General features: G+C 71.2%; 15 protein-coding genes. 4 read left to right on the top strand and 11 right to left on the bottom strand.

Going from position 1 to position 20,286, the window contains the following annotated elements; genetic code table 11:
- Window position 1: 1 nt before the first annotated feature.
- From rpsP to proS, 3 genes are all read right to left on the bottom strand, one after another.
- Window positions 2-442: a 30S ribosomal protein S16 gene (rpsP, locus tag ACQEVM_RS08320; RefSeq protein ID WP_053675137.1), complete on the bottom strand. Its 441-nt coding sequence runs from the start codon at window positions 440-442 to the stop codon at window positions 2-4.
- 261 nt (window positions 443-703) lie between these two features.
- On the bottom strand, window positions 704-1,303 hold the full coding sequence (locus tag ACQEVM_RS08315; protein WP_053675136.1) for a hypothetical protein: 600 nt from the start codon (window positions 1,301-1,303) through the stop codon (window positions 704-706).
- Between the two features lie 202 nt (window positions 1,304-1,505).
- Entirely contained in the window at window positions 1,506-2,918 is a 1,413-nt protein-coding gene (gene proS, locus ACQEVM_RS08310) for a proline--tRNA ligase (RefSeq protein WP_433076483.1), read from the bottom strand.
- A 132-nt stretch (window positions 2,919-3,050) separates the two neighbouring features.
- Between proS and ACQEVM_RS08305 the strand changes: the two genes are divergently transcribed.
- Window positions 3,051-3,728, top strand: a complete 678-nt coding sequence (locus ACQEVM_RS08305) for a methyltransferase type 11 (protein WP_351754266.1) — start codon at window positions 3,051-3,053, stop codon at window positions 3,726-3,728.
- A gap of 22 nt (window positions 3,729-3,750) precedes the next feature.
- On the opposite strand, the gene ftsH is transcribed toward ACQEVM_RS08305, so the two are convergent.
- The 6 genes from ftsH to nsdA form a co-directional block, all read right to left on the bottom strand.
- A complete protein-coding gene (gene ftsH, locus ACQEVM_RS08300) occupies window positions 3,751-5,673 on the bottom strand; it encodes an ATP-dependent zinc metalloprotease FtsH (protein WP_433076481.1) in 1,923 nt (640 codons plus the stop codon).
- 150 nt (window positions 5,674-5,823) lie between these two features.
- On the bottom strand, window positions 5,824-7,398 hold the full coding sequence (gene ffh / locus ACQEVM_RS08295) for a signal recognition particle protein (protein WP_351380764.1): 1,575 nt from the start codon (window positions 7,396-7,398) through the stop codon (window positions 5,824-5,826).
- Window positions 7,399-7,602: 204 nt separating this feature from the next.
- Window positions 7,603-10,029 (bottom strand): [protein-PII] uridylyltransferase, encoded by a 2,427-nt coding sequence (locus ACQEVM_RS08290; protein WP_433076479.1) that lies wholly within the window; start codon window positions 10,027-10,029, stop codon window positions 7,603-7,605.
- A gap of 17 nt (window positions 10,030-10,046) precedes the next feature.
- Window positions 10,047-10,385, bottom strand: a complete 339-nt coding sequence (locus ACQEVM_RS08285) for a P-II family nitrogen regulator (RefSeq protein WP_053675124.1) — start codon at window positions 10,383-10,385, stop codon at window positions 10,047-10,049.
- Complete coding sequence (locus ACQEVM_RS08280) at window positions 10,382-11,719, bottom strand: ammonium transporter (RefSeq protein WP_433076477.1); 1,338 nt, start codon at window positions 11,717-11,719, stop codon at window positions 10,382-10,384. The genes ACQEVM_RS08285 and ACQEVM_RS08280 overlap by 4 nt, the downstream gene beginning before the upstream one ends.
- A 292-nt stretch (window positions 11,720-12,011) precedes the next feature.
- Entirely contained in the window at window positions 12,012-13,502 is a 1,491-nt protein-coding gene (gene nsdA, locus ACQEVM_RS08275) for a transcriptional repressor NsdA (RefSeq protein ID WP_433076475.1), read from the bottom strand.
- Between the two features lie 409 nt (window positions 13,503-13,911).
- On the opposite strand from nsdA, the gene ACQEVM_RS08270 reads away from it, so the two are divergent.
- Window positions 13,912-14,580, top strand: a complete 669-nt coding sequence (locus ACQEVM_RS08270; protein WP_433076473.1) for a bifunctional DNA primase/polymerase — start codon at window positions 13,912-13,914, stop codon at window positions 14,578-14,580.
- Window positions 14,581-14,659: 79 nt separating this feature from the next.
- On the opposite strand, the gene ftsY is transcribed toward ACQEVM_RS08270, so the two are convergent.
- Window positions 14,660-15,874 (bottom strand): signal recognition particle-docking protein FtsY, encoded by a 1,215-nt coding sequence (gene ftsY / locus ACQEVM_RS08265; RefSeq protein WP_433076471.1) that lies wholly within the window; start codon window positions 15,872-15,874, stop codon window positions 14,660-14,662.
- A 197-nt stretch (window positions 15,875-16,071) separates the two neighbouring features.
- Between ftsY and ACQEVM_RS08260 the strand changes: the two genes are divergently transcribed.
- Together ACQEVM_RS08260 and ACQEVM_RS08255 are read left to right on the top strand one after the other, a co-directional pair.
- A complete protein-coding gene (locus ACQEVM_RS08260) occupies window positions 16,072-17,544 on the top strand; it encodes a cytosine permease (protein ID WP_433076469.1) in 1,473 nt (490 codons plus the stop codon).
- A 62-nt stretch (window positions 17,545-17,606) separates the two neighbouring features.
- The gene (locus ACQEVM_RS08255) at window positions 17,607-18,593 is read left to right on the top strand and encodes an LLM class flavin-dependent oxidoreductase (RefSeq protein ID WP_433076467.1); all 987 of its coding nucleotides are present in this window, start codon (window positions 17,607-17,609) and stop codon (window positions 18,591-18,593) included.
- 49 nt (window positions 18,594-18,642) lie between these two features.
- Here the strand turns inward: ACQEVM_RS08255 and ACQEVM_RS08250 are convergent, their stop codons facing one another.
- Window positions 18,643-20,073, bottom strand: coding sequence for a sugar porter family MFS transporter (locus tag ACQEVM_RS08250; protein WP_433076465.1), 1,431 nt, complete (start codon window positions 20,071-20,073; stop codon window positions 18,643-18,645).
- Window positions 20,074-20,286: the final 213 nt, after the last annotated feature.

Here is a 20,286-nt window from a genome sequence, read left to right as displayed (position 1 = left end):
CTCAGGCCTCGGTCGACTCGGCGGTGGCCTCAGCCTCGTCCGCCTTCTTGTCGGCCTTCTTCGCCTTCTGCGTGATGGCCTCGCCCTTGGTCTCGCCGATGCCCTCGAGGGCCTTGGCGAACTCGTCGAACGTGCGGCGCTTGCTCTCCTTGGTCTCCGGCTGCAGCAGCGGCGCGGGGGCCGGGAGGCCCTTGTGCGCCTGCCAGTCACCGGTCAGCTTCAGGATGGCGAGCACGGCCTCGGTGGGCTGGGCGCCGACCGAGAGCCAGTACTGCGCACGCTCGGCGTTGACCTCGATGCGCGACGGGTTGTACGTCGGGTGGTACAGACCGATCTCTTCGATCGCACGACCATCGCGGCGGGTGCGCGAGTCGGCGACGACGATGCGGTAGTGCGGCTGGCGAATCTTGCCGAGGCGCTTGAGCTTGATCTTGACTGCCACTGGAGTGGTGTCTCCTGAACTTGACGTGGTTGGGCACATGAGATGCCACGTGGGGTTGCGGTACTCGGGTGCCCGATGGACGCGTCAGCCGGAGGAGAGAGGGGTCCTATGCGACTGTCGAGTACAGCTAGCCATTGTGCCACATGCCTGCGGCGCTTCCTCTCGGGGAGCGGTGATCGGTGGCACGCGGGCGCGCGGCACCGATGGCCGCCGCCACCGGGCGGAGGCCGCACCGGGCCCGTACGGGCCCGGTGGGTGTCTTCAGGAGGCGGCGGCCGAGACGGCCACCTCGGGAATGCGGAACGGTTTCATGCAGCCCCCGCAGACGATGGGCGCCTGGGCCAGGACGGACGGGACGACCCGCACGTTCCGGCCGCAGTCGCAGACCGCCTTGACCCGCACGCCGCCACCGGACGAACCGTGACGGGCGGCCGGTCCGCGGAAGCTGCGCTTGGTGTCGGCGGCGGTGGCGACCGTGTGTGCTTTCAGCGCGCGGTGCAGCCGCTCGATGGTCGGGCGGTAGCGCCGCTTCGCCTCGGGGTTGAGCGAGACCAGGGAGAAGCCGCTGCTGGCGTGCGGCTCCTCGGAGTGGTCCAGCCCCATCTCCTCGGCAATAGCGAGGAATCTGCGGTTGTGGTAGCGGCCGGCCCGCGAGGTGTCGCGGACTCCACGGGCGGCTGCGATGCCGTGGACTGCCTCGTGCAGCAGTCGCTCGAAGGAGAGCTCGGCGCCGCAGGCGGACGAGGACTCTCCGATCAGGGACTCGGGCGCGGCAAGGTCAGGCAGCTCGGGGTGGTACCGCTGAATATCGGCCCACGCCTGCGCCAGCTCTGCGGCGAGAACAGGTGGTGTCGTGCTCACGTCGTGACAACGAGCCGGGGTGCCCCGGTGTTCCGATTCCGGGCCATTCCAAATTTTTTGCACGTACCAGTCAGTTCAGTCTCATGCGTCCTGACGAGGACGGGTGCGCATATCCCCGGAGGAGTCGGTACGTAACGAGGCCCAACGACAGCCGCCCCCGGTGCGCGGCGCGGGGCCGCACGCCCGGGGGCGGGTCGGTGGATCAGTACGAGCGCGCGACGATCGCGAGGGTTCCCGGGGCGTCGTCCGTCTGCGGAACCGACCCGTCGGGGGCGATCAGGCAGCGTACGGAGACGGCCTGTTCGGCCAGCTTGGCCTCGCCCTCGGGGCCGAGGTCGGCCCACGGGATGCGGGCCCAGCCACCGGCGATGGCGGCCTCGGCGGCCTCCTCGATGGTCGCCACGTCGGAGGTGCGGGCCTCGCGGCGCTCGCGGGACTCGCGCAGCAGCTGCGCCTGGTCCTCCTCCAGCACCTTGGGCAGCAGGTCGAGCAGCGCGGAGATCTGCACGGCCTCCTTGCCGCCCGGGATCCGGCGGGCGAGCATCGCGGTGCCGGCCTCCAGGTCGCGGGGGCCGATCTCGATGCGGACCGGTACGCCCTTGAGCTCCCAGTCCACGGCGCGGCGGCCGAAGGGGGTGTCGACGCGGTCGTCGACCTGCACGCGGATGCCGGCGGCCTTGAGTTGGGCGCCCAGCTCGCGGACCTTGGTCACGGCCTCGTCGCCCTTGATCGCCATGACGACGACCTGGACGTGCGCGAGGCGCGGCGGGACGCGCAGGCCGTTGTCGTCGCCGTGCGACATGATCAGGCCGCCGACCATGCGGGTCGAGACGCCCCACGAGGTCTGCCAGACCAGCTCCTGCTTGCCTTCCTTCGACAGGTACTGCGTGTTGAAGGCCTTGGCGAAGTTGGTGCCGAGCTCGTGGCTGGTGCCCAGCTGGAGGGCCTTGCCGTCGCCCATCATGCCCTCGAGGGTGAGGGTGTTGATGGCGCCGGCGAAGCGCTCCTTCGCGGTCTTGCGGCCGAGCACGACGTCGATGCCGAGCACGTTCGTCATGAAGTCGCCGTAGACGTCCGTGTGGATGCGGGCCGCGTAGTCGCGGGCGTCCTCGTAGGTGGCGTGGGCGGTGTGGCCCTCCTGCCAGAGGAACTCGCTCGTACGGAGGAACACGCGCGGGCGCATCTCCCAGCGGACCACGTTGGCCCACTGGTTGATCAGCAGGGGCAGGTCGCGGTAGCTCTGGACCCACTTCGAGAAGTAGTCGTTGATGATCGTCTCGGAGGTGGGGCGGACGACGACCGGCTCGTCGAGTTCCTTGCCACCGCCATGCGTGACGACCGCGAGCTCGGGGGCGAAGCCCTCCACGTGCTCGGCTTCCCGGGTCAGGTAGGACTGCGGGATGAACAGCGGGAAGTACGCGTTCTGGGCGCCCGCGTCCTTGATGCGCGCGTCCATCTCCTGCTGCATCCGCTCCCACAGCCCGTAGCCGTACGGTCGGATGACCATGGTGCCGCGTACCGGACCGTTGTCGGCCAGCTCGGCCTTGTTGATCAGATCCTGGTACCAGCGGGGGAAATCCTCCGCCTGGGGGGTGAGAACGGGTGCCTTTGCCATGGCGCGAATGGTACGGCGCCGGGCACGCGATGCGTGAATCGGGTGGCTCGTTCCTCTGGACGCGGGGGCGAATGGGGAGTTCCCTGGCAACGGGGGCCAGGGGGCGACAAAGGAATCAGGAGCGCTCTTTCGATGACACCGACGCCGACGGCGACGCTCGTCGCCCGGGACTGGGCGGAGATCCAGGAACGGATGCTGGTACCGCTGTACGAAGCCGTCTACGAACGGCTGGAGGTCGGGCCGGGCGACCGGCTGCTGGGCCTCGATTGCGGGGCCGGACTGGCCCTGCTGTTGGCCGCGGGGCGGGGAGCCCTGGCCACGGGCGTGGAGGCGGACCCGGCGCGCCGGGCGCTGGCCCGTGAGCGGCTGTTGGAGGTGGTCGCCGCTCCCCCGGCGTCGCCGGCGCGTCCGTACGACGTCGTGCTGGCCTTCACGCCCCGCCCGCGGGATCTGACGGCCGCCCTGTCCGCGGTGCGGCGGGGCGGTGTGGTGGTGCTGGCCGACTGGGGTCCGGCGGAGCGGTGCACGGTGCCGGCCGTACTGGGCGGCGGGCCGGCCCCGCGGGACCTGGACGCGATGGTGGCGTCGGCCGGACTGGTGCCGGACGGGTCGGGTCGGGTGTTCTGCCCGTTCGGGTACGCGGACGTGGACAGCGCGGTGCGCGGGCTGCTGTCGACCGGGATGTACGAGCACGCGGACACGGCCCAGGTCGAGAAGGAACTGGCCGAGGCGCTTCACCCGTACGAACGAGCCGACGGGTCGGTCTGGTTGCCGAACATCTTCCGGTACGTGGTCGCCCGGACGGCGTAACGGGCCGGGTCGTGTGTCCCGGCTACTTGTGGAGGCGCGCGATGCCCGCCGCGGCGTAGGCGGCGGGCTCGTCCAGGGTCTCGTTCGCGAGCAGCGCCGCGGCGAGCGCGTCCAGCTTGTCGCGGTTCTCGCGCAGCAATCGGCAGGCGTCCTCGTAGCACTCGTCGACGATCCGTCGCATCTCGTGGTCGACGGCGTCGAGGGTGGCGGGCGCCGCGAGGAGGCCGTACGGGCTCTGCGCGTCCGACGGGATCGCGGTGAGCCGGCCGATCCGCTCGCTCATGCCCCAGCGGCCCACCATGCCCCGGACGATGTTGGTGACCTGTTCGAGGTCGTTCTCCGCGCCCGTGGTGATGACCGCGTACACCACCTGCTCGGCGGCCATTCCGCCGAGCGCGCCGATGACGCGGCCCCGCAGGTACTCCTCGGTGTAGGCGTACCGGTCGGCGTCAGGGGTCGAGAGGGTGACGCCGAGCGCCCGGCCGCGCGGCACGATGGTGATCTTGCGGACGGGGTCGGCGCCCGGCTGGAGCATGCCCAGGAGCGCGTGGCCGCTCTCATGGTAAGCCGTGCGGCGACGCTCCTCGTCGGGCATGACCAGGGGCCGTTCGGCGCCGAGTTGGACCTTCTCCAGGGCGTCGGAGAGGTCGGCCTGGGTGACCGCGTCCTGTCGGCGCTTGACCGCCAGCAGGGCGGCCTCGTTGGCCAGGTTGGCCAGTTCGGCGCCGGTCATGCCCGGGGTCGTACGGGCCACCTGGGCGAGGTCGACGCCGGGCGCGAGCGGGATCTCGCGGGTGTGGATGCGCAGGATGGCCTCCCGGCCGGCCTTGTCGGGCGGGGAGACGACGACGGTGCGGTCGAACCGGCCGGGGCGGGTCAGGGCGGGGTCGAGGACGTCCGCGCGGTTGGTGGCGGCGAGGACGACGACCCCCTCCGAGCCGGAGAAGCCGTCCATCTCGGTGAGGATCTGGTTGAGGGTCTGTTCGCGCTCGTCGTGGCCGCCCATGGCGGCGCCGCCGCCGCGCGCGCGGCCGATGGTGTCGATCTCGTCGATGAAGATGATCGCGGGGGCCACCTTGCGGGCCTCGGAGAAGAGTTCCCGTACCCGGGAGGCACCGACGCCGACGATCATCTCGATGAACTCGGACGCCGAGGCGGAGAAGAAGGGCACCCCGGCCTCGCCCGCGACGGCGCGGGCCAGCAGCGTCTTTCCGGTGCCGGGGAGGCCGGCGAGGAGGACCCCGCCGGGCATGCGGGCGCCCAGCTTGCGGTACTCCTGCGGGTTCTTCAGGAAGTCGACGACGTCGTTGAGTTCGCCCTCGACCTCGTCGATGCCGGCCACGTCGTCGAAGGTGGTGCGTCGGGCGCCGGTCTCCAGTTCCACGGGCTTGGGCGGCGCCTTGCGGCCGAGCCCTCCCATGCCGCCCATGGCGGAGCCCATCCGTCGGGCGATGAACATCCACAGGACGACGAGCAGGAGGATGGGCGCGAGGGAGATCAGCAGGTTGGCGAGGAAGCTGCGCTGTTCGACGACCGGGGAGGCGGTGACGGTGACGCCCTTGGCGGTGAGGTTCGACCACAACCGGTCGTCGGCGAAGGCGGGCCGCTGGGTGACGAACTTCGTGTAGTCGCCGTCCCCGTCGGGGGCGGGCTGCTTGTTCTTCAGCTGCCCCTGGATGGCGTCGCCCTTGGAGTAGATCTTCGAGACGTTGCCGTCGGCGACCTGTTTGCTGAACTCCGTGTACGAGATCGTCGGCTCGTCGCCCTCGTTGAAGAACGACAGCACGAGGTTGGTCAGCAGGAAGAGGATCAGCGCGGTGAGGACCAGCCCGCGCCAACCGCCGGGCATCCCCCTCTTCGGCGGCGGTGGGGTGGGCGGGGCACCCTCGGAGCGCCAGGGGGTGTCGGCCCGGTCGCGCGGCGGTGCGGGGGTGGGGCTGGGCACGGGGCCTCCTTCTGCCGTCCTCCCGCCCGACGATAAGCGACATGCCTGATCATTGCGCCCCGACGGCCGGGCGCCGGGCACACGGAAGGGCCCCGGCCGCATCCCCGGCCGGGGCCCTCCTCGTACGCGTCGCGCGGTGCCGTCAGGCGGTCACTTCATGAACTTCTTGAACTCGTCCGGGAGGTCGAAGTCCTGGCCGGGCTGAGCACCGCCGGCCGGCAGACCGAACGGGTTGCCGGCGGCGGCCGGCTCGCCCGCCTGCGGACCCTGCTCGCGCCGGGCCGCGGCCGCGGCCTCCTCTTCCTTGCGCTTCATCGGGTTGCCGCTCTTGCGCTTGCCCTTGGCCTGCTTGACCTGCTTCTTCTGCCGGCCGGGTCCGCCACCCATCCCGGGGATGCCGGGCATGCCGGGCATCCCGCCGCCCTGGGCCATGCGGGACATCATCTTGCGGGCCTCGAAGAAGCGCTCGACCAGCGACTTGACGGCGCTGACCTCGGCGCCGGAGCCCTTGGCGATGCGGGCGCGGCGCGAGCCGTTGATGAGGTGCGGGTCCTGGCGCTCGGCCGGGGTCATCGACTTGATGATCGCGGCCATCCGGTCCACGTCGCGCTCGTCGATGTTGTTGATCTGGTCCTTGATCTGGCCCATGCCCGGCAGCATGCCGAGGAGCTTGGAGATGGAGCCCATCTTGCGGACCTGCTCCATCTGGGCCAGGAAGTCGTCGAGCGTGAACTCCTTCGGCCCCTTCGCCAGCTTGGCCGCCATCTTCTCGGCCTCGGCCTGGCTGAACGTCTTCTCGGCCTGCTCGATCAGGGTGAGCATGTCACCCATGTCGAGGATCCGGCCCGCCATGCGGTCGGGGTGGAAGGCGTCGAACTCGTCGAGCTTCTCGCCGTTCGAGGCGAACATGATCTGCTTGCCGGTGACGTGCGCGATGGAGAGCGCGGCACCGCCTCGGGCGTCGCCGTCGAGCTTGGAGAGCACGACGCCGTCGAAGCCGACGCCGTCGCGGAAGGCCTCCGCGGTGTTGACCGCGTCCTGGCCGATCATGGCGTCGACGACGAAGAGGATCTCGTCGGGGCTGACGGCGTCGCGGATGTCCGCGGCCTGCTGCATCAGCTCCTGGTCGATGCCGAGGCGACCGGCGGTGTCGACGACGACCACGTCGTACTGCTTGGTACGGGCGTACTCGATCGAGTCCTTGGCGACCTGGACCGGGTCACCCACGCCGTTGCCGGGCTGGGGCGCGTAGACGGCGACGCCGGCGCGCTCGGCCACCACGGAGAGCTGGTTGACGGCGTTGGGGCGCTGGAGGTCACACGCCACGAGGAGCGGGGCGTGGCCCTGCCCCTTCAGCCACAGGCCGAGCTTTCCGGCGAGGGTGGTCTTACCGGCGCCCTGGAGACCGGCGAGCATGATCACCGTCGGGGCGGTCTTGGCGAAGCGCAGCCGCCGGGTCTCGCCACCGAGGATGGAGACCAGCTCGTCGTTGACGATCTTGAGGACCTGCTGGCCCGGGTTCAGGGCCTTGGAGACCTCTTCGCCGCGGGCGCGCTCCTTGACGTTCGCGATGAAGGAGCGGACGACCGGGAGGGCGACGTCGGCCTCGAGGAGGGCGATACGGATTTCCCGCGCCGCAGCGTCGATGTCCTGCTCGGAGAGGCGACCTTTGCCCCTGAGGGACTTGAAAGTCGAGGCAAGGCGGTCGGAAAGCGTATCGAACACGGTGGTCGCGATTCCTCAGGTCGGGGGCGTGTGGTCGCCCCCCAGGGTATCGGGCCTCGGGACGGATGTGCCCCCGGCCGTCCCAAGCGGTCGGGGGCCCGCCGGCGCACGGGCGGGGAGCAGGGGCGATGCGCTCGATCGGCGGCGGCGCGCGGCCCCCGCCGGGGTCCGCGGAGGGCTCTCGGGCGAGGGCGGCGGCGGGTGTCAGCGCAGCGCCGCCTCCACCTCGGCGGCCAGCGCAGCCGCCGGGGCCGGCTGCAGCGGCTTGCCGTCGGCGTCGACCACGTACAGGGAGTCCACCGCGTTGGCGCCGAGCGTGGAGACGTGGGCGCTGCGGACGCGGACGCCCGCGGACTCCAGCGCCCGCCCGATCCGGTGCAGCAGTCCGACCGCGTCGGGCGCACGCACCTCCAGGACCGTGGCCAGCGAGGAGACGTCCGGAACCACGGTGACCCGGGGCGGGGGCGGGACCACTCCGCGCCGCCGGGGGTAGGCGGACTCGCGCTCGGCCAGTTTCGCCGGCACGTCCAGGGAGCCGTCCAGCGCCCGGATCAGGTCGGTGCGCAGTCGTGCCGTCTCCGGCAGGGCCCCGTACTCGGCGGCGACCCGCCAGCGCAGCACCAGGACCTCGCCCGGCAGTTCCGACAGCTCCAGGGAGCGCAGGTCGGCGGCCCGTACGGTCAGCCGGTGCAGGGCCAGTACGCCGGCCGCCGCGGGGAGGACCCCGGACTGGTCGGGGACGGCGACGACGAGTTCGACGCCGACGGCGTCCTCCTCCTGGCGGGCGTGCAGCGCCAGTACCGGTTCGCCGGTGCGCAGCGCCTCGACCGCGAGGCGCTCCGCTTCGGTGGAGGGGATCTCCGGTTCGGTGGCGGCGGGCGGCGCGCCGCGCAGGACGGCCGCGGCGCGGGCGACGAGGTCGGCCACCAGGGAACCGCGCCAGGCGCTCCAGGCGGCCGGCCCGGTGGCGAGGGCGTCGGCCTCGGTGAGCGCGTGCAGCAGTTCCAGGGTGCCGGTGGAGCCGACGGCCTCCGCGACGGAGCGCACGGTGGCGGGGTCGTCGAGGTCGCGCCGGGTCGCGGTGTCGATCAGCAGCAGGTGGTTGCGGACGAGGACGCCGAGGACGGCGGTGTCCGGGGCGTCGAAGCCCACGCGGGTGGCCACGTCGCGGGCGATGGTCTCGCCGGCGACGGAGTGGTCGCCGGGCCACCCCTTGCCGATGTCGTGCAGCAACGCGGCCATCAAGAGCAGGTCGGGGCGGCTCACCCGGCGGGTCATCTCGGAGGCGCGGACGGCGGTCTCGACCAGGTGCCGGTCCACGGTCCAGGTGTGCACGGGGTTGCGCTGGGGCCGGCACCGGACCCGTTCCCAGTCGGGCAGCAGTCGTGTGATCAGCCCTTCCGCTTCGAGGGCCTCCCACACTCCGATCGTGGGCTCCCCGGCCCCGAGCAGCGTCAGGAGCTGTTCGCGGGCCTCGGCGGGCCAGGGCACGGGCAGGGGCTTCGCCTGCGCCGCGAGCCGGCGCACGGAGTGCGGGGACACGGGCAGGCCGGCCTGGGCGGCGGCGGCGCCGAGCCGCAGCGCGAGCACCGGGTCCCGTTCGGGGCGCGCGGCCAGTGCCAGGACGGCCTCGCCGTCGGACTCCACGACCCCTTCGGCCAGCGGGGCGCGAGCCGACTCGGCCGGGCCCCGGCTCCCCAGCAGCCCGCGCAGGCGGGGGCGGGCGGAGCGGGCGCGCAGCACGCGTCCGACCTCCCGCCAGGTGACGTCTCCGGCGTACGCGACGACCCGCGCGGCCTCGTACACCTCGCGCAGCAGGGCGTCGGCGTCGAGCAGGCCGAGCCGCTCGGCGACCTGGTCCTGTTCCTGGAGGGAGAGCCGGTCGGTGGCCCGGCCGGTCACCAGGTGCAGGGCGTCGCGGGTGTCCAGCAGCTTGCGTCGGGCCTCGGCGAGGCCCTCGCGGGGGGCGTCGGCGAGCCAGGACGCGGCGACGGCCCGCAGCGCGGTGAGGTCGCGCAGACCGCCGCGCGCCTCCTTGAGGTCGGGTTCGAGCAGGAAGCGCAGCTCGCCGGCCCGGTCGGCGCGCTCGCGGCACAGGGTGTCCAGTTGCGGGAGCCGTTTGACGGCCTGGTTGCGCCAGTCGGCCAGTACGGAGGTGCGCAGGCCTGCGAGGAGTCCGGCGTCCCCGGCGACGGGCCGGGAGTCGAGCAGTCCGAGGTGGACCTTGAGGTCCTCGGCGGCGGTCTTGCGGGCCTCCGCCGGGGTCCGTACGGAGTGGTCGAGGGCGACGCCGAGGTCCCACACGGGGTACCAGAGGCGGTCGGCCAACGCGCTCAGCGCGCGGGGGTCGGCCTTGCCGTCGTGCAGGAGCAGCAGGTCCAGGTCGCTGCGCGGGGAGAGTTCGCCGCGCCCGTAGCCACCGACGGCGACCAGCGAGGCGCCTCGTACGCCGGTCTCCCGCACGGCCCGGGCGAAGAGCGCCCGCAGCCAGTCGTCGGTCAGTGCGGCCAGGGCGGAACGCCGGGAAGGCCCGGACCGCGACTCCTCCTGGAGGAGTCGCAGCCGGGCCGCGGCGTAACCGCTGGGTCCCGAGTCGGCCGGTTCGGTCGTGGTCGCGTCCACACTCGTCACCCAGGGTCTCCCGTCGCCTAGAGCGCGTCAGCGCCGCGCTCGCCGGTGCGGACCCGGATGATCGAGTCCACGGGGACGCTCCACACCTTGCCGTCACCGATCTTGCCGGTGTGGGCCGCGGTGACGAGCACATTCATCACGTCGTCGGCCGCGTCGTCCTCGACGACCACCTCGATGCGGATCTTCGGTACGAGGTCCACGGTGTACTCGGCGCCGCGGTAGACCTCCGTGTGGCCGCGCTGGCGGCCGTACCCGCTCGCCTCGGAGACCGTGAGTCCCTGCACCCCGAAGCGCTGGAGGGCTTCCTTGATCTCGTCGAGCCGGTGGGGCTTGACGATCGCGGTGATCAGCTTCATGCGTCAACCTTCTTGGTCGCGGCGGCAGCGGGGGAGGCGGTTCCGCGCGAGGCTCCGCCACCGGCTCCGCTGAAGTCGTATGCGGTCTCGGCGTGCTCGACCTGGTCGATGCCGGAGACCTCGACGTCCTCGGTGACCCGCATTCCGATCGTCTTGTCGAGGAGGAAGGCGAGGATCGCGGACGCCACGAGAGAGTAGGCCAGGACGGAGAAGACTCCGATGGCCTGCTTGCCGAGTTGTTCGAGGCCGCCGCCGTAGAAGAGGCCGGCGACGTCGGACTGGACCCCGCCGGTGGCGAAGAATCCGACGAGCAGGGAGCCGACGATGCCGCCGACGAGGTGGACGCCGACCACGTCGAGGGAGTCGTCGTAGCCGAACTTGTACTTCAGGCCCACGGCCATGGCGCACAGCACACCGGCGATGGCACCGACGGCGATGGCACCGAGCGGGGAGACGGCGCCGCCGGACGGGGTGATGGCGACGAGGCCCGCGACGGCGCCGGAAGCGGCGCCGAGGGTGGTGAAGGAGCCGTGGCGCAGCTTCTCGTAGGCGAGCCAGGCGAGCATGGCGGCGGCGGTGGCGACCTGCGTGTTGACGAACATGACCGCGCCGACGCCGTCGTCGTTGCCGAGCCAGGAGCCCGCGTTGAAGCCGAACCAGCCGAACCACAGGAGGCCGGCGCCGAGCATCACGAGGGGGAGGCTGTGCGGGCGCATCGGGTCCCTCTTGAAGCCGACGCGCTTGCCGATGACCAGGATGACGCCGAGGGCCGCGGCGCCGGCGTTGATGTGGACGGCGGTGCCGCCCGCGAAGTCGATGACGCCGAGTTCGAAGAGCCAGCCGCCCGCGCCCCACACCCAGTGGGCGACGGGGAAGTAGACGACGGTGACCCACAGGGCGCTGAAGAGGGCCCAGGCGCTGAACTTGACGCGGTCGGCGAGGGCGCCGCTGATCAGGGCGGGGGTGATGACGGCGAACATCAGCTGGAAGACGGCGAAGACGTACACCGGAATCGTGTAGCCGTCCCACAGCTCGGTGATCCCGATGCCGCTGAGGCCGACGTAGTCGGAGTTCCAGCCGATGAGGGAGCCGGCGTCGGTGCCGAAGGCGAGGCTGAATCCGTAGAGGACCCAGAGGATCGTGACGATCCCGAGGCTGATGAAGCTCATCATCAGCATGTTGAGACTGCTCTTGACGCGGACCATGCCTCCGTAGAAGAAGGCGAGTCCCGGGGTCATCAGCATGACCAGGGCGGAGCAGATGAGCATGAACCCGGTGTTCGCGGCAGACAGCGTGGGGGCGTCTGCCGCGAGGGTCGTGATGGCTGATGCCATCGGCGTCTCCTCGTCGTCGGTACGTTCGCGTGCGGGCGATCGTGAAAACCTGAGCGGCGTTAAGGGGCTGGCCGGTTATTGGCCCTGAGATTCGCGCAGGGGGGTTTCCGGCGGCGCCACTGCGTGTTTCACGCCGATGACGAAGAGGTCGTGCGTGTTACGCCTCCATGAACGAGCGGAAGCGCGAAACCGGCCGCGGCGGTGACCCGGGAGACCTGGCTGGGGGAGCCTGATCGGGCTTCACGGGGTGCGTTGCCGCGGCCGGTGCCTTGGGGGACGGCCGTCAGGGCCGTCAGACGGCCTCCGCGGCCTCGGGGAGCCGGGCGGCGAGGACGTCCGTCAGTCGGACCACCTCGGCGACGTCGCCGTACTCACGCGCGGCCTGGTCGACGGTCTTGCGGAGCCGGGTGTTCACCCTTTCGGACCGCACTTTTCGCGCCACGTCGAGGGCTTGGTCCACGAGGACGGCCGCCTGCTCGGGCTCGCGCCGGAGCAGGTGGACGGTGGCCATCCCGACGAGGTTCAGGGCGTACGAGCGCTGGTGCTCGTCGTCCTTGGCGAAGAGTTCCACGGCCCTCGCCATGACGGGTTCGGCGAGGGAGGCGTAGGTGGGGCTGCGGCCGGCGACGTAGGCCAGGTCCCGGTACGAGTGGGAGTTCTCGCCGTTCAGCTCCGCCTCGGAGAAGAAGCGGATCCAGTCGGGCTCGGGCTCGCTGCCGAAGGCGAGGTCGGAGAAGGTGTCCTCGGCCATCCGGACGGCGCGCTTGCAGCGGCTGGGCTGGCCCATGTTGGCGTAGGCGCGGGCCTCCATCGCATACAGCATGGCCTGGGTCCGGGGACCGGCGCAGTCGCGGCTGCCGTACTGCGCGAGGTGGATGAGTTCCAGGGCGTCGTCGGGCCGCCCGAGGTGGATCATCTGGCGGCTCATGCCGGAGAGGATGTACGAGCCGAGCGGCTTGTCCCCGCCCTCCTTGGCCGCGTGCAGGGCGAGGACGAAGTACTTCTGCGCGGTGGGGTGCATGCCGATGTCGTAGCTCATCCAGCCGGCGAGCTCGGCGAGCTCGGCGGCGACCTTGAAGAGCCGCTTCATGATCGGGGCGGGGTGGTTCTCCTGGAGCAGGTCGGTGACCTCGTGCAGCTGGCCCACGACGGCCTTCCGGCGCAGCCCGCCGCCGCACTGGGCGTCCCACTGGCGGAACATCACGGTGGTGGCCTCGAGCAGGTCGAGTTCCGGTTCGGACAGCCGGGGCGGCCGGTGGCCGCCCGTCGAGCCGCCCCCGGTACGCGATCCGGGGTCGGCGGCCGGGACCGGGACGAGCCAGCGCTGCATGGGCTCGATGAGCGCGGGGCCGGCGGAGAGGGCGAGCGAGGTCCCGAGGAAGCCCCGGCGCGCCAGCATCAGGTCGCTGCGGGAGAACTCGCTGAGCAGTTCCACGGTCTGCGGGCCGGCCCAGGGCAGGTCCACGCCGGACACGGAGGGGGTCTGGTGGGCGGTGCGCAGGCCGAGCTGCTCGATGGCCACGACGGAGCCGAAGCGTTCGGAGAACAGCTCCGAGAGGATGCGCGGGACGGGTTCGCGGGGTTGCTCGCCGTCGAGCCAGCGGCGGACGCGCGAGGTGTCGGTGCTGATGTGGTGGGCGCCCATCTGGCGGGCCCTGCGGTTGACCTGACGGGCCAGTTCCCCCTTGGACCAGCCACTGCGGACGAACCAGGAGGTCAGCTGCTCATTGCGATCGGCAGCCTCCGACGACTCGCTCGTTCCGCTTGCGCCGTTGCCGCTCACAGGAACGCCCCCATCCGTTCAGCATCCTCATCACGAAACCCTGGCTCGGAGCGCTGGCGCGACCGGGGACCTTCACAGGTCCTTCACGCTTTGCCTCCGGCATACCCACGAACGGGTCTGCCCTCCGGGCTCGTGTACCGAAAGTAATCCTACGATCACCCCCACCGCGAGGTCGATTCCAGAAACGCCACCATTCGCCACCCCTTCGAATGAACTCGCCACCGGCCAGGCGCGATTCACTTGACAGGCAGGCGAAACGGAATGGTTGGACGGGAGTGCACTGGGGGCGCGCGCCGCGAGGAGTGCGCCGGTCGCCCCCCTCCCGGAGTGGCTCCCGGGGCCGGCCCACAGGAGGTCTCGCCGACGTCGTAACCACCGACGCGTTCGACCCGTTGGAGGGGGCATGGGCATGGGCTTCACGATCGGCGGCAGCCGCGGCACCAAGGAGTTCCTTTCCGGCGCTCGGCGCCGCGGCCGGACCTCGGAGTGCACGACGGTGGCGGAGTACACCGGCCTGTGGGGCTGGGAGGCGGTCCCCGGCGCCCGGGCGGCGGCGCCCGCCGCCGAGTGTTCCTGCGGTCATACGAATTGCGGTGCGCCCGGGGCGCATCCGCTGGACTTCGCACCCACCGTCCCGGCGGGCGCCACCCTCGACGAGGTCACCGAGATCTGGGGCGAGTACCCCGGCGCCGCGATCATGCTCCCCGTCGGTCGGTGTTTCGACGTCATCGAGGTCTCCGCGGAGGCCGGGCGGCGCGCGCTGGTCCGGCTGGAGCGGATGGGGCTCCCACTGGGCCCGGTCACCGTCACCCCCGACGACCGGGCGCAGTTCTTCGTGGCCCCCGGGGCCGCCGCCGAGCTGCCGCAGTTGCTGTACCGGATGGGCTGGGACGACGCCGATCTCGACCTGCGGGCCCTCGGCCGCGGAGCCTTCCTCACCGCCCCGCCCTCCGACCGCGCGGGGCTCGGACCGGCCGGCTGGCTTCGGCCGCCCGCGCTCGACTGCGTGGGCGGGCCGCCGCAGGCCCGGCTGCTGCTGGGGACGCTCGCGTACATCTGCCACCGCCTGCGGCGCTGAAGGTCGTACGCGTGACAGTGCCCCCGCATCCGGTCGGATGCGGGGGCACTGTCACGCGTACGACGGCGGAGCGGGTCGCTCAGTCGCCGATCAGGGCGTCCACGAACGCCTCCGGCTCGAAGGGGGCCAGGTCGTCCGGCCCCTCGCCGAGACCGATGAGCTTGACCGGTACACCCAGCTCGCGCTGGACGGCGACGACGATGCCGCCCTTGGCGGTCCCGTCGAGCTTGGTCAGCACGATGCCGGTGATGTCCACGACCTCGGCGAAGACGCGCGCCTGGGTCAGGCCGTTCTGGCCGGTGGTGGCGTCCAGCACGAGCAGGACCTCGTCGAGCGGGCCGTGTTTCTCCACGACGCGCTTGACCTTGCCGAGCTCGTCCATGAGCCCGGTCTTGGTGTGCAGCCGACCGGCGGTGTCGATCAGCACGACGTCCGCGCCCTCGGCGATGCCCTCCTTGACGGCGTCGTAGGCGATCGACGCCGGGTCGCCGCCCTCGGGGCCGCGAACGGTCCGGGCGCCGACCCGGTCCCCCCAGGTCTGGAGCTGGTCGGCGGCGGCGGCACGGAAGGTGTCCGCCGCGCCGAGCACGACGCTGCGGCCGTCGGCGACGAGGACGCGGGCCAGCTTGCCGGTGGTGGTGGTCTTGCCGGTGCCGTTGACGCCGACGACCATCACGACGGCCGGGGTGTCGACGCCGCTCTCGGTCTTGACGGCGCGGTCGAAGTCGGTGCCGACCAGGGTCAGCAGCTCCTCCTTCAGGAGGGTGCGCAGGTCGGCGGGGGTGCGGGTACCGAGCACCTTGACCCGCTCGCGGAGCCGGTCGACCAGTTCCTGGGTCGGCACGACGCCGACGTCGGCGATCAGGAGGGTCTCTTCGACCTCCTCCCAGGTGTCCTCGTCGAGGTGCTCGCGGGAGAGCAGCGTGAGCAGCCCCTTGCCGAGCGAGTTCTGCGAACGGGAGAGCCGTGCGCGCAGCCGGACCAGGCGGCCCGCGGTGGGCTCGGGCACCTCGATCTCGGGTGCCGCGACCACGGGGTCCTCGACGGCGACCGGGGAATCGGTGGCCGCCTCCGCTTCGGGGAGGGTGACCTCCTCGATCGTGCGGCGCGGCTCTTCCGCCGTGGGGGCGGCGTCCTCGCCCACCTGCGGTTCGGTGGGCGGGGCAGTGATGGTCGGCGGGCCGGGCGGCGCCGTGGGGGGCAGCTGCTTCTTCTTGCGGCTGCCGACCACGAGCCCGCCGACCACGACGACCGCGACCAGGGCGATGACTACAGCGAGAATGAGGATGTCCATAACCCCACCAGTATCGGCCACGGCGCGCGGCACGGGCGGACCCGCGCGGGCGGCGCCGCGGAGCGTGGCCGGATGAGGTGCGGCCCTCGCCGACGAGCCCTTCGGCGCTCCCCGCCGGGCATTACTCCGCTATTTGTGATTTTCGCGGCGAAACTACGATGATGTACCACTCCCCCCACATCCCCACGGAGTAGTGCATGCCTGCCAAGCCCACTGCCGGTGCGACGGAGACCGCCCAGGAGACGGCGGTCGAGACCCGCGGACTGGAACCCGTACCGGACGACGAACGCGGCGGACGGGTCCGCGAGCTCGTCCCGACCTGGGTCGCCGCCAACATCAGCGTGCTGCTGTTGACCATGGGCGCGGGGCTCGTGATCTTCAACAAGCTCAACATCTGGCAGGTCCTCGTCGTCGCCGTCGCCGCGCCCGTCCTCTCGTACGGGATCGTCGGCCTGATATCCATCGCCGGCAAGCGCGGCGGGGCGCCGGGCATGGCGCTCTCGCGGGCCGTCTTCGGTCAGCGCGGCAACCTCTTCCCCGGCGCGCTGATCTGGGTGGCCCGCTGGGGCTGGGAGACCATCAACGCGGTCAGTGGTGCCTACGCCGTGCTGACCGTCCTCGACCTGGTCTTCGGGATCAAGAGCAACACCGCCCTGATCGTCGTCACCCTGCTCTTCTTCGTGGGCTGCACCTTCGTGGTCTCCGGTCTCGGCATCAACGCGCTGCGCGTGTGCTCGAAGTGGTCGACGTACCTGTTCGGGGCGTTCAGCGTGCTCGTCCTCGGCTACCTGGTGTTCGACACCGACTGGGCGGCGGTTCTCGACAAGCCCGCCGGATCCACCGCGATGATGGTCGCGGGCATCGGCACGATCGCCGCCGGCGGCATCAGCTGGGTCCCGTCGGGTCCGGACTTCACGCGCTACCTGCCGCGGACCGCGTCCTCGAAGGCCATGGTCGGCGCGACGATCGGCGGCGCGGGGATCGTGGTCCTGCCCATGGTGCTGATGGGCGCGGTGATGGCCGTCGGGACCCCCGACCTGGCTTCCGCTCAGGACCCGGTCTCCTTCATCGGCGAGTTGCTGCCGATCTGGATCGCGGTCCCGTACCTGCTCATCGCGGTGGTCGGGATGCTGCTGATCAACTCGATGTCGATGTACTCGGCGGGCTTCACCGCGCAGACCCTCGGCATCAAGGTCCCGCGTGCCTGGGCCGTCAGCGTCAACGCGGTCATCAGTCTGGTCTTCGGGTTCCTGCTGATGGTCGTCGCGACGAGCTTCTTCGGCTCGTTCATCTCCTTCCTGACGCTGCTGGCCGTGGCCTTCTCCGCGTGGATCGGCGTCTTCGGCGTGGACATGCTGCGGCGCAAGTCCTACGACGGGCGCGCACTGCTGGACACCACGGCCGGCAGCGCCTACTGGTACAAGGGCGGCTACGCCTGGCAGGCGATGACGGCCTGGGGCATGGCTCTGGCGGTGGGGCTGCTGTTCACGAAGGTGGACTGGTTCAGCGGCCCGCTCGCCTCGACCTGGATCGGGCAGAACGGTCTGGGCTGGGTCGCCGGCATCGTCACGTCGGGCGCGCTGTACGCCGCCCTGCCCCGCACCGCGGCGCCGCGGTCCGCGTCGGTCGAGGCCGAGGAGCCGGTGCCCGCCGGGACCCTGGGCAACTGACGCCACGTCAGCTAACGTCCCCCTTCGCCCGCCCACCACATCCGGCGAAGGGGGACCTCTCCATGACCGTCACCGTGGCCCGTTTCAACCTCGTCGACCCGAACGGCACCCCGGAAACCCTCTCCGCCCGGTACAAGGCCGCGCTGGAGATGGCGAAGTACGCGGACGACCGCGGGATCGACACCGTCCAGACCGAGGAACACCACGGCACCGGGAACAACTGGATGCCCTCGCCCTTCCTCTTCGCGGGCGCGGTGTTCGGCGCCACCCGCCGCATCGCGGTCACCGTCTCCGCGATCATCGGCCCGCTCCACGACCCCCTGAAGGTGGCCGAGGACATCGCCGTGCTCGACCTGCTGAGCGGCGGGCGCCTGGTCACCGTCGCGGGCATCGGGTACCGGCCCGAGGAGTACGAGCAGCACGGCGTGGAGTGGGGTCGGCGCGGCAGGCTCCAGGACGAGCTGCTGGAGACCCTGTTGAAGGCGTGGACCGGCGAGCCGTTCTCCTTCCGCGGCCGGACCGTACGGGTCACCCCGCGACCGTTCACCCGGCCGCACCCGCTGCTGCTGGTCGGAGGCAGTTCACGGGCGGCGGCGCGGCGCGCGGCGCGGCTGGGGCTGCCCTTCTTCCCGAGCGCCCACCTGCCGGAGTTGGAGGCGTACTACCAGGAACAGCTCGCGGAGCACGGCACGGAGGGCTTCTGCATGATGCCCGCCGCGCAGACGCCGCTGCTGCACGTCTCGGAGGATCCCGACCGGGCCTGGGCCGAGTACGGAGAGCACTTCCTGCACGAGGCCGGGACGTACGCGTCCTGGCAGTCCAAGGACATCGTCAGCGCCGTGCGTTCGGGCGCGCATTCGGTGTCCGAGCTGCGCGCGGAGGGTGTGTACCGGATCCTCACCCCGGACGAGGCGGTCACCCACGCCCGAGCCGCCGGCGAGGCGGGCAATCTGGTGCTGCACCCGCTGTGCGGCGGGATGCCCGTCGACGAGGGGTGGCGCAGCCTTCAGTTGCTGTGCGAACAGGTACTGCCCCGGCTCAAGAGCTGAGCGGGGGCAGTACCTGTCGGAAGAGGAGAGGGGGTGTTGGCGGGGGTGGTTACCCCATCTCCTCCAACGCCTTGCCCTTGGTCTCCGGCACCCACTTGAGGATGAAGGGGATCGAGAGCAGGGCGAAGCACGCGTAGATGACGTAGGCGCCGGACAGGTTCCAGTCCGACAGCGACGGGAACGAGACCGTGATGACCCAGTTGGCGATCCACTGGGCGGCGGCCGCCACGCCGAGGGCGGCGGCGCGGATGCGGCCCGGGAACATCTCGCCGAGCAGCACCCAGACCACCACGCCCCAGGAGAGGGCGAAGAAGAGCACGAAGAAGTTGGCGGCGATGAGGGCCACCAGGCCCTGGGTGTGCGGCAGGGTGATGTCGTCCCCGGTGCCGGACCGGAAGGAGAAGGCCCAGGCGGCGAGCGAGAGGGAGATCGTCATGCCCACGGAGCCGATGAGGGCGAGCGGCTTGCGGCCGATCCGGTCGACCAGCAGCATCGCGATCACGGTACCGATGATGTTCACGACGGACGTCTCGAAGGAGTACAGGAACGAGGAGCTCGCGTCGATGCCGACCGACTGCCACAGCGAGGAGCTGTAGTAGAAGATCACGTTGATGCCGACGAGCTGCTGGAAGACGGAGAGGCCGATACCGATCCAGACGATCGGCAGGAAGCCGAAGCGACCGCCGAGCAGGTCCTTGAAGGTCGACTTGTGCTCCGAGTGGATGGCGTTGTCGATCTCGCGGACGCGGGCGTCGGCGTCGATGCGGTCGCCCTCGACCTCGCGCAGGACGGTCTTGGCCTTCTCCATGCGGCCGACCGAGACGAGGAAGCGCGGGGACTCCGGGATGACGAAGGACAGCAGGCCGTAGAGCACGGCCGGGATGACCATGACGCCCAGCATCCACTGCCAGGCCTCCAGGCCGCCGATCTCTCCGCGCTGGTCGCCGTCGGCGAGGTTGAGGATGCCCCAGTTGACCAGCTGTGAGACGGCGATGCCGATGACGATCGCGGCCTGCTGGAACGAGGCGAGCCGGCCGCGGTACGCGGGCGGGGAGACCTCGGCGATGTAGGCGGGGCCGATCACGGAGGCCATGCCGATGCCGAAGCCTCCGATGACGCGCCACATGGCGAGGTCCCAGAGGGCGAAGGGCAGGGCCGAACCGAGGGCGCTCGCGGTGAACAGGACGGCCGCGATCTGCATGCAGCGGATACGGCCGATCCGGTCGGCGAGGCGGCCGGCGGTGGCGGCGCCGAAGGCACAGCCGATCAGCGCGGCGGCGATCACCTGGGCGAGCACCGCGGAGCCGACGTCGAAGCGGTCCCGAATCGCCTCGACGGCGCCGTTGATGACGGAACTGTCGTAACCGAAGAGGAAGCCGCCCATGGCGGCGGCCGCGGTGATGAAGATGACGTGCCCGAGGTGGTCGGGGTGGCCCGCGCCTCCCCCGCCTGCCGCGGGTGCGTTCGCTGTGCTGGTCAAGGTGCGCTCCTGGGCCCGGCGCCGACGGCGGGCAGCGTGGGGGGTGTTGGTACTCGTGTCGTCGCCTGATCGTGTTCCTCCAGTGGGGCACATCAAACAGTGCACCACCACCTGAACATCAAGGCGACAGAGGAGAGCTTATGACTTCACTTCCTGAAGTCAATAGAAGATGAAGAACCCGTTTCACGCAGATGAATGCCCACGATCGAGTGA

It is taken from the genome of Streptomyces sp. CA-243310 (genome assembly GCF_050936775.1).
GTDB lineage: Bacteria > Actinomycetota > Actinomycetes > Streptomycetales > Streptomycetaceae > Streptomyces.
This window is presented reverse-complemented; position numbering and strand designations above follow the sequence as displayed.

Bases quoted from the DNA above. Each gene is read 5' to 3' on its own strand.
- ACQEVM_RS08270 (WP_433076473.1), top strand. From the start codon at position 13,912: ATGGGCTTCACGATCGGCGGCAGCCGCGGCACCAAGGAGTTCCTTTCC.
- ACQEVM_RS08260 (WP_433076469.1), top strand. From the start codon at position 16,072: ATGCCTGCCAAGCCCACTGCCGGTGCGACGGAGACCGCCCAGGAGACG.
- ACQEVM_RS08280 (WP_433076477.1), bottom strand. From the start codon at position 11,719: ATGGCATCAGCCATCACGACCCTCGCGGCAGACGCCCCCACGCTGTCT.
- proS (WP_433076483.1), bottom strand. From the start codon at position 2,918: ATGGCAAAGGCACCCGTTCTCACCCCCCAGGCGGAGGATTTCCCCCGC.
- ACQEVM_RS08285 (WP_053675124.1), bottom strand. From the start codon at position 10,385: ATGAAGCTGATCACCGCGATCGTCAAGCCCCACCGGCTCGACGAGATC.
- ACQEVM_RS08255 (WP_433076467.1), top strand. From the start codon at position 17,607: ATGACCGTCACCGTGGCCCGTTTCAACCTCGTCGACCCGAACGGCACC.
- ACQEVM_RS08305 (WP_351754266.1), top strand. From the start codon at position 3,051: ATGACACCGACGCCGACGGCGACGCTCGTCGCCCGGGACTGGGCGGAG.
- ftsY (WP_433076471.1), bottom strand. From the start codon at position 15,874: ATGGACATCCTCATTCTCGCTGTAGTCATCGCCCTGGTCGCGGTCGTC.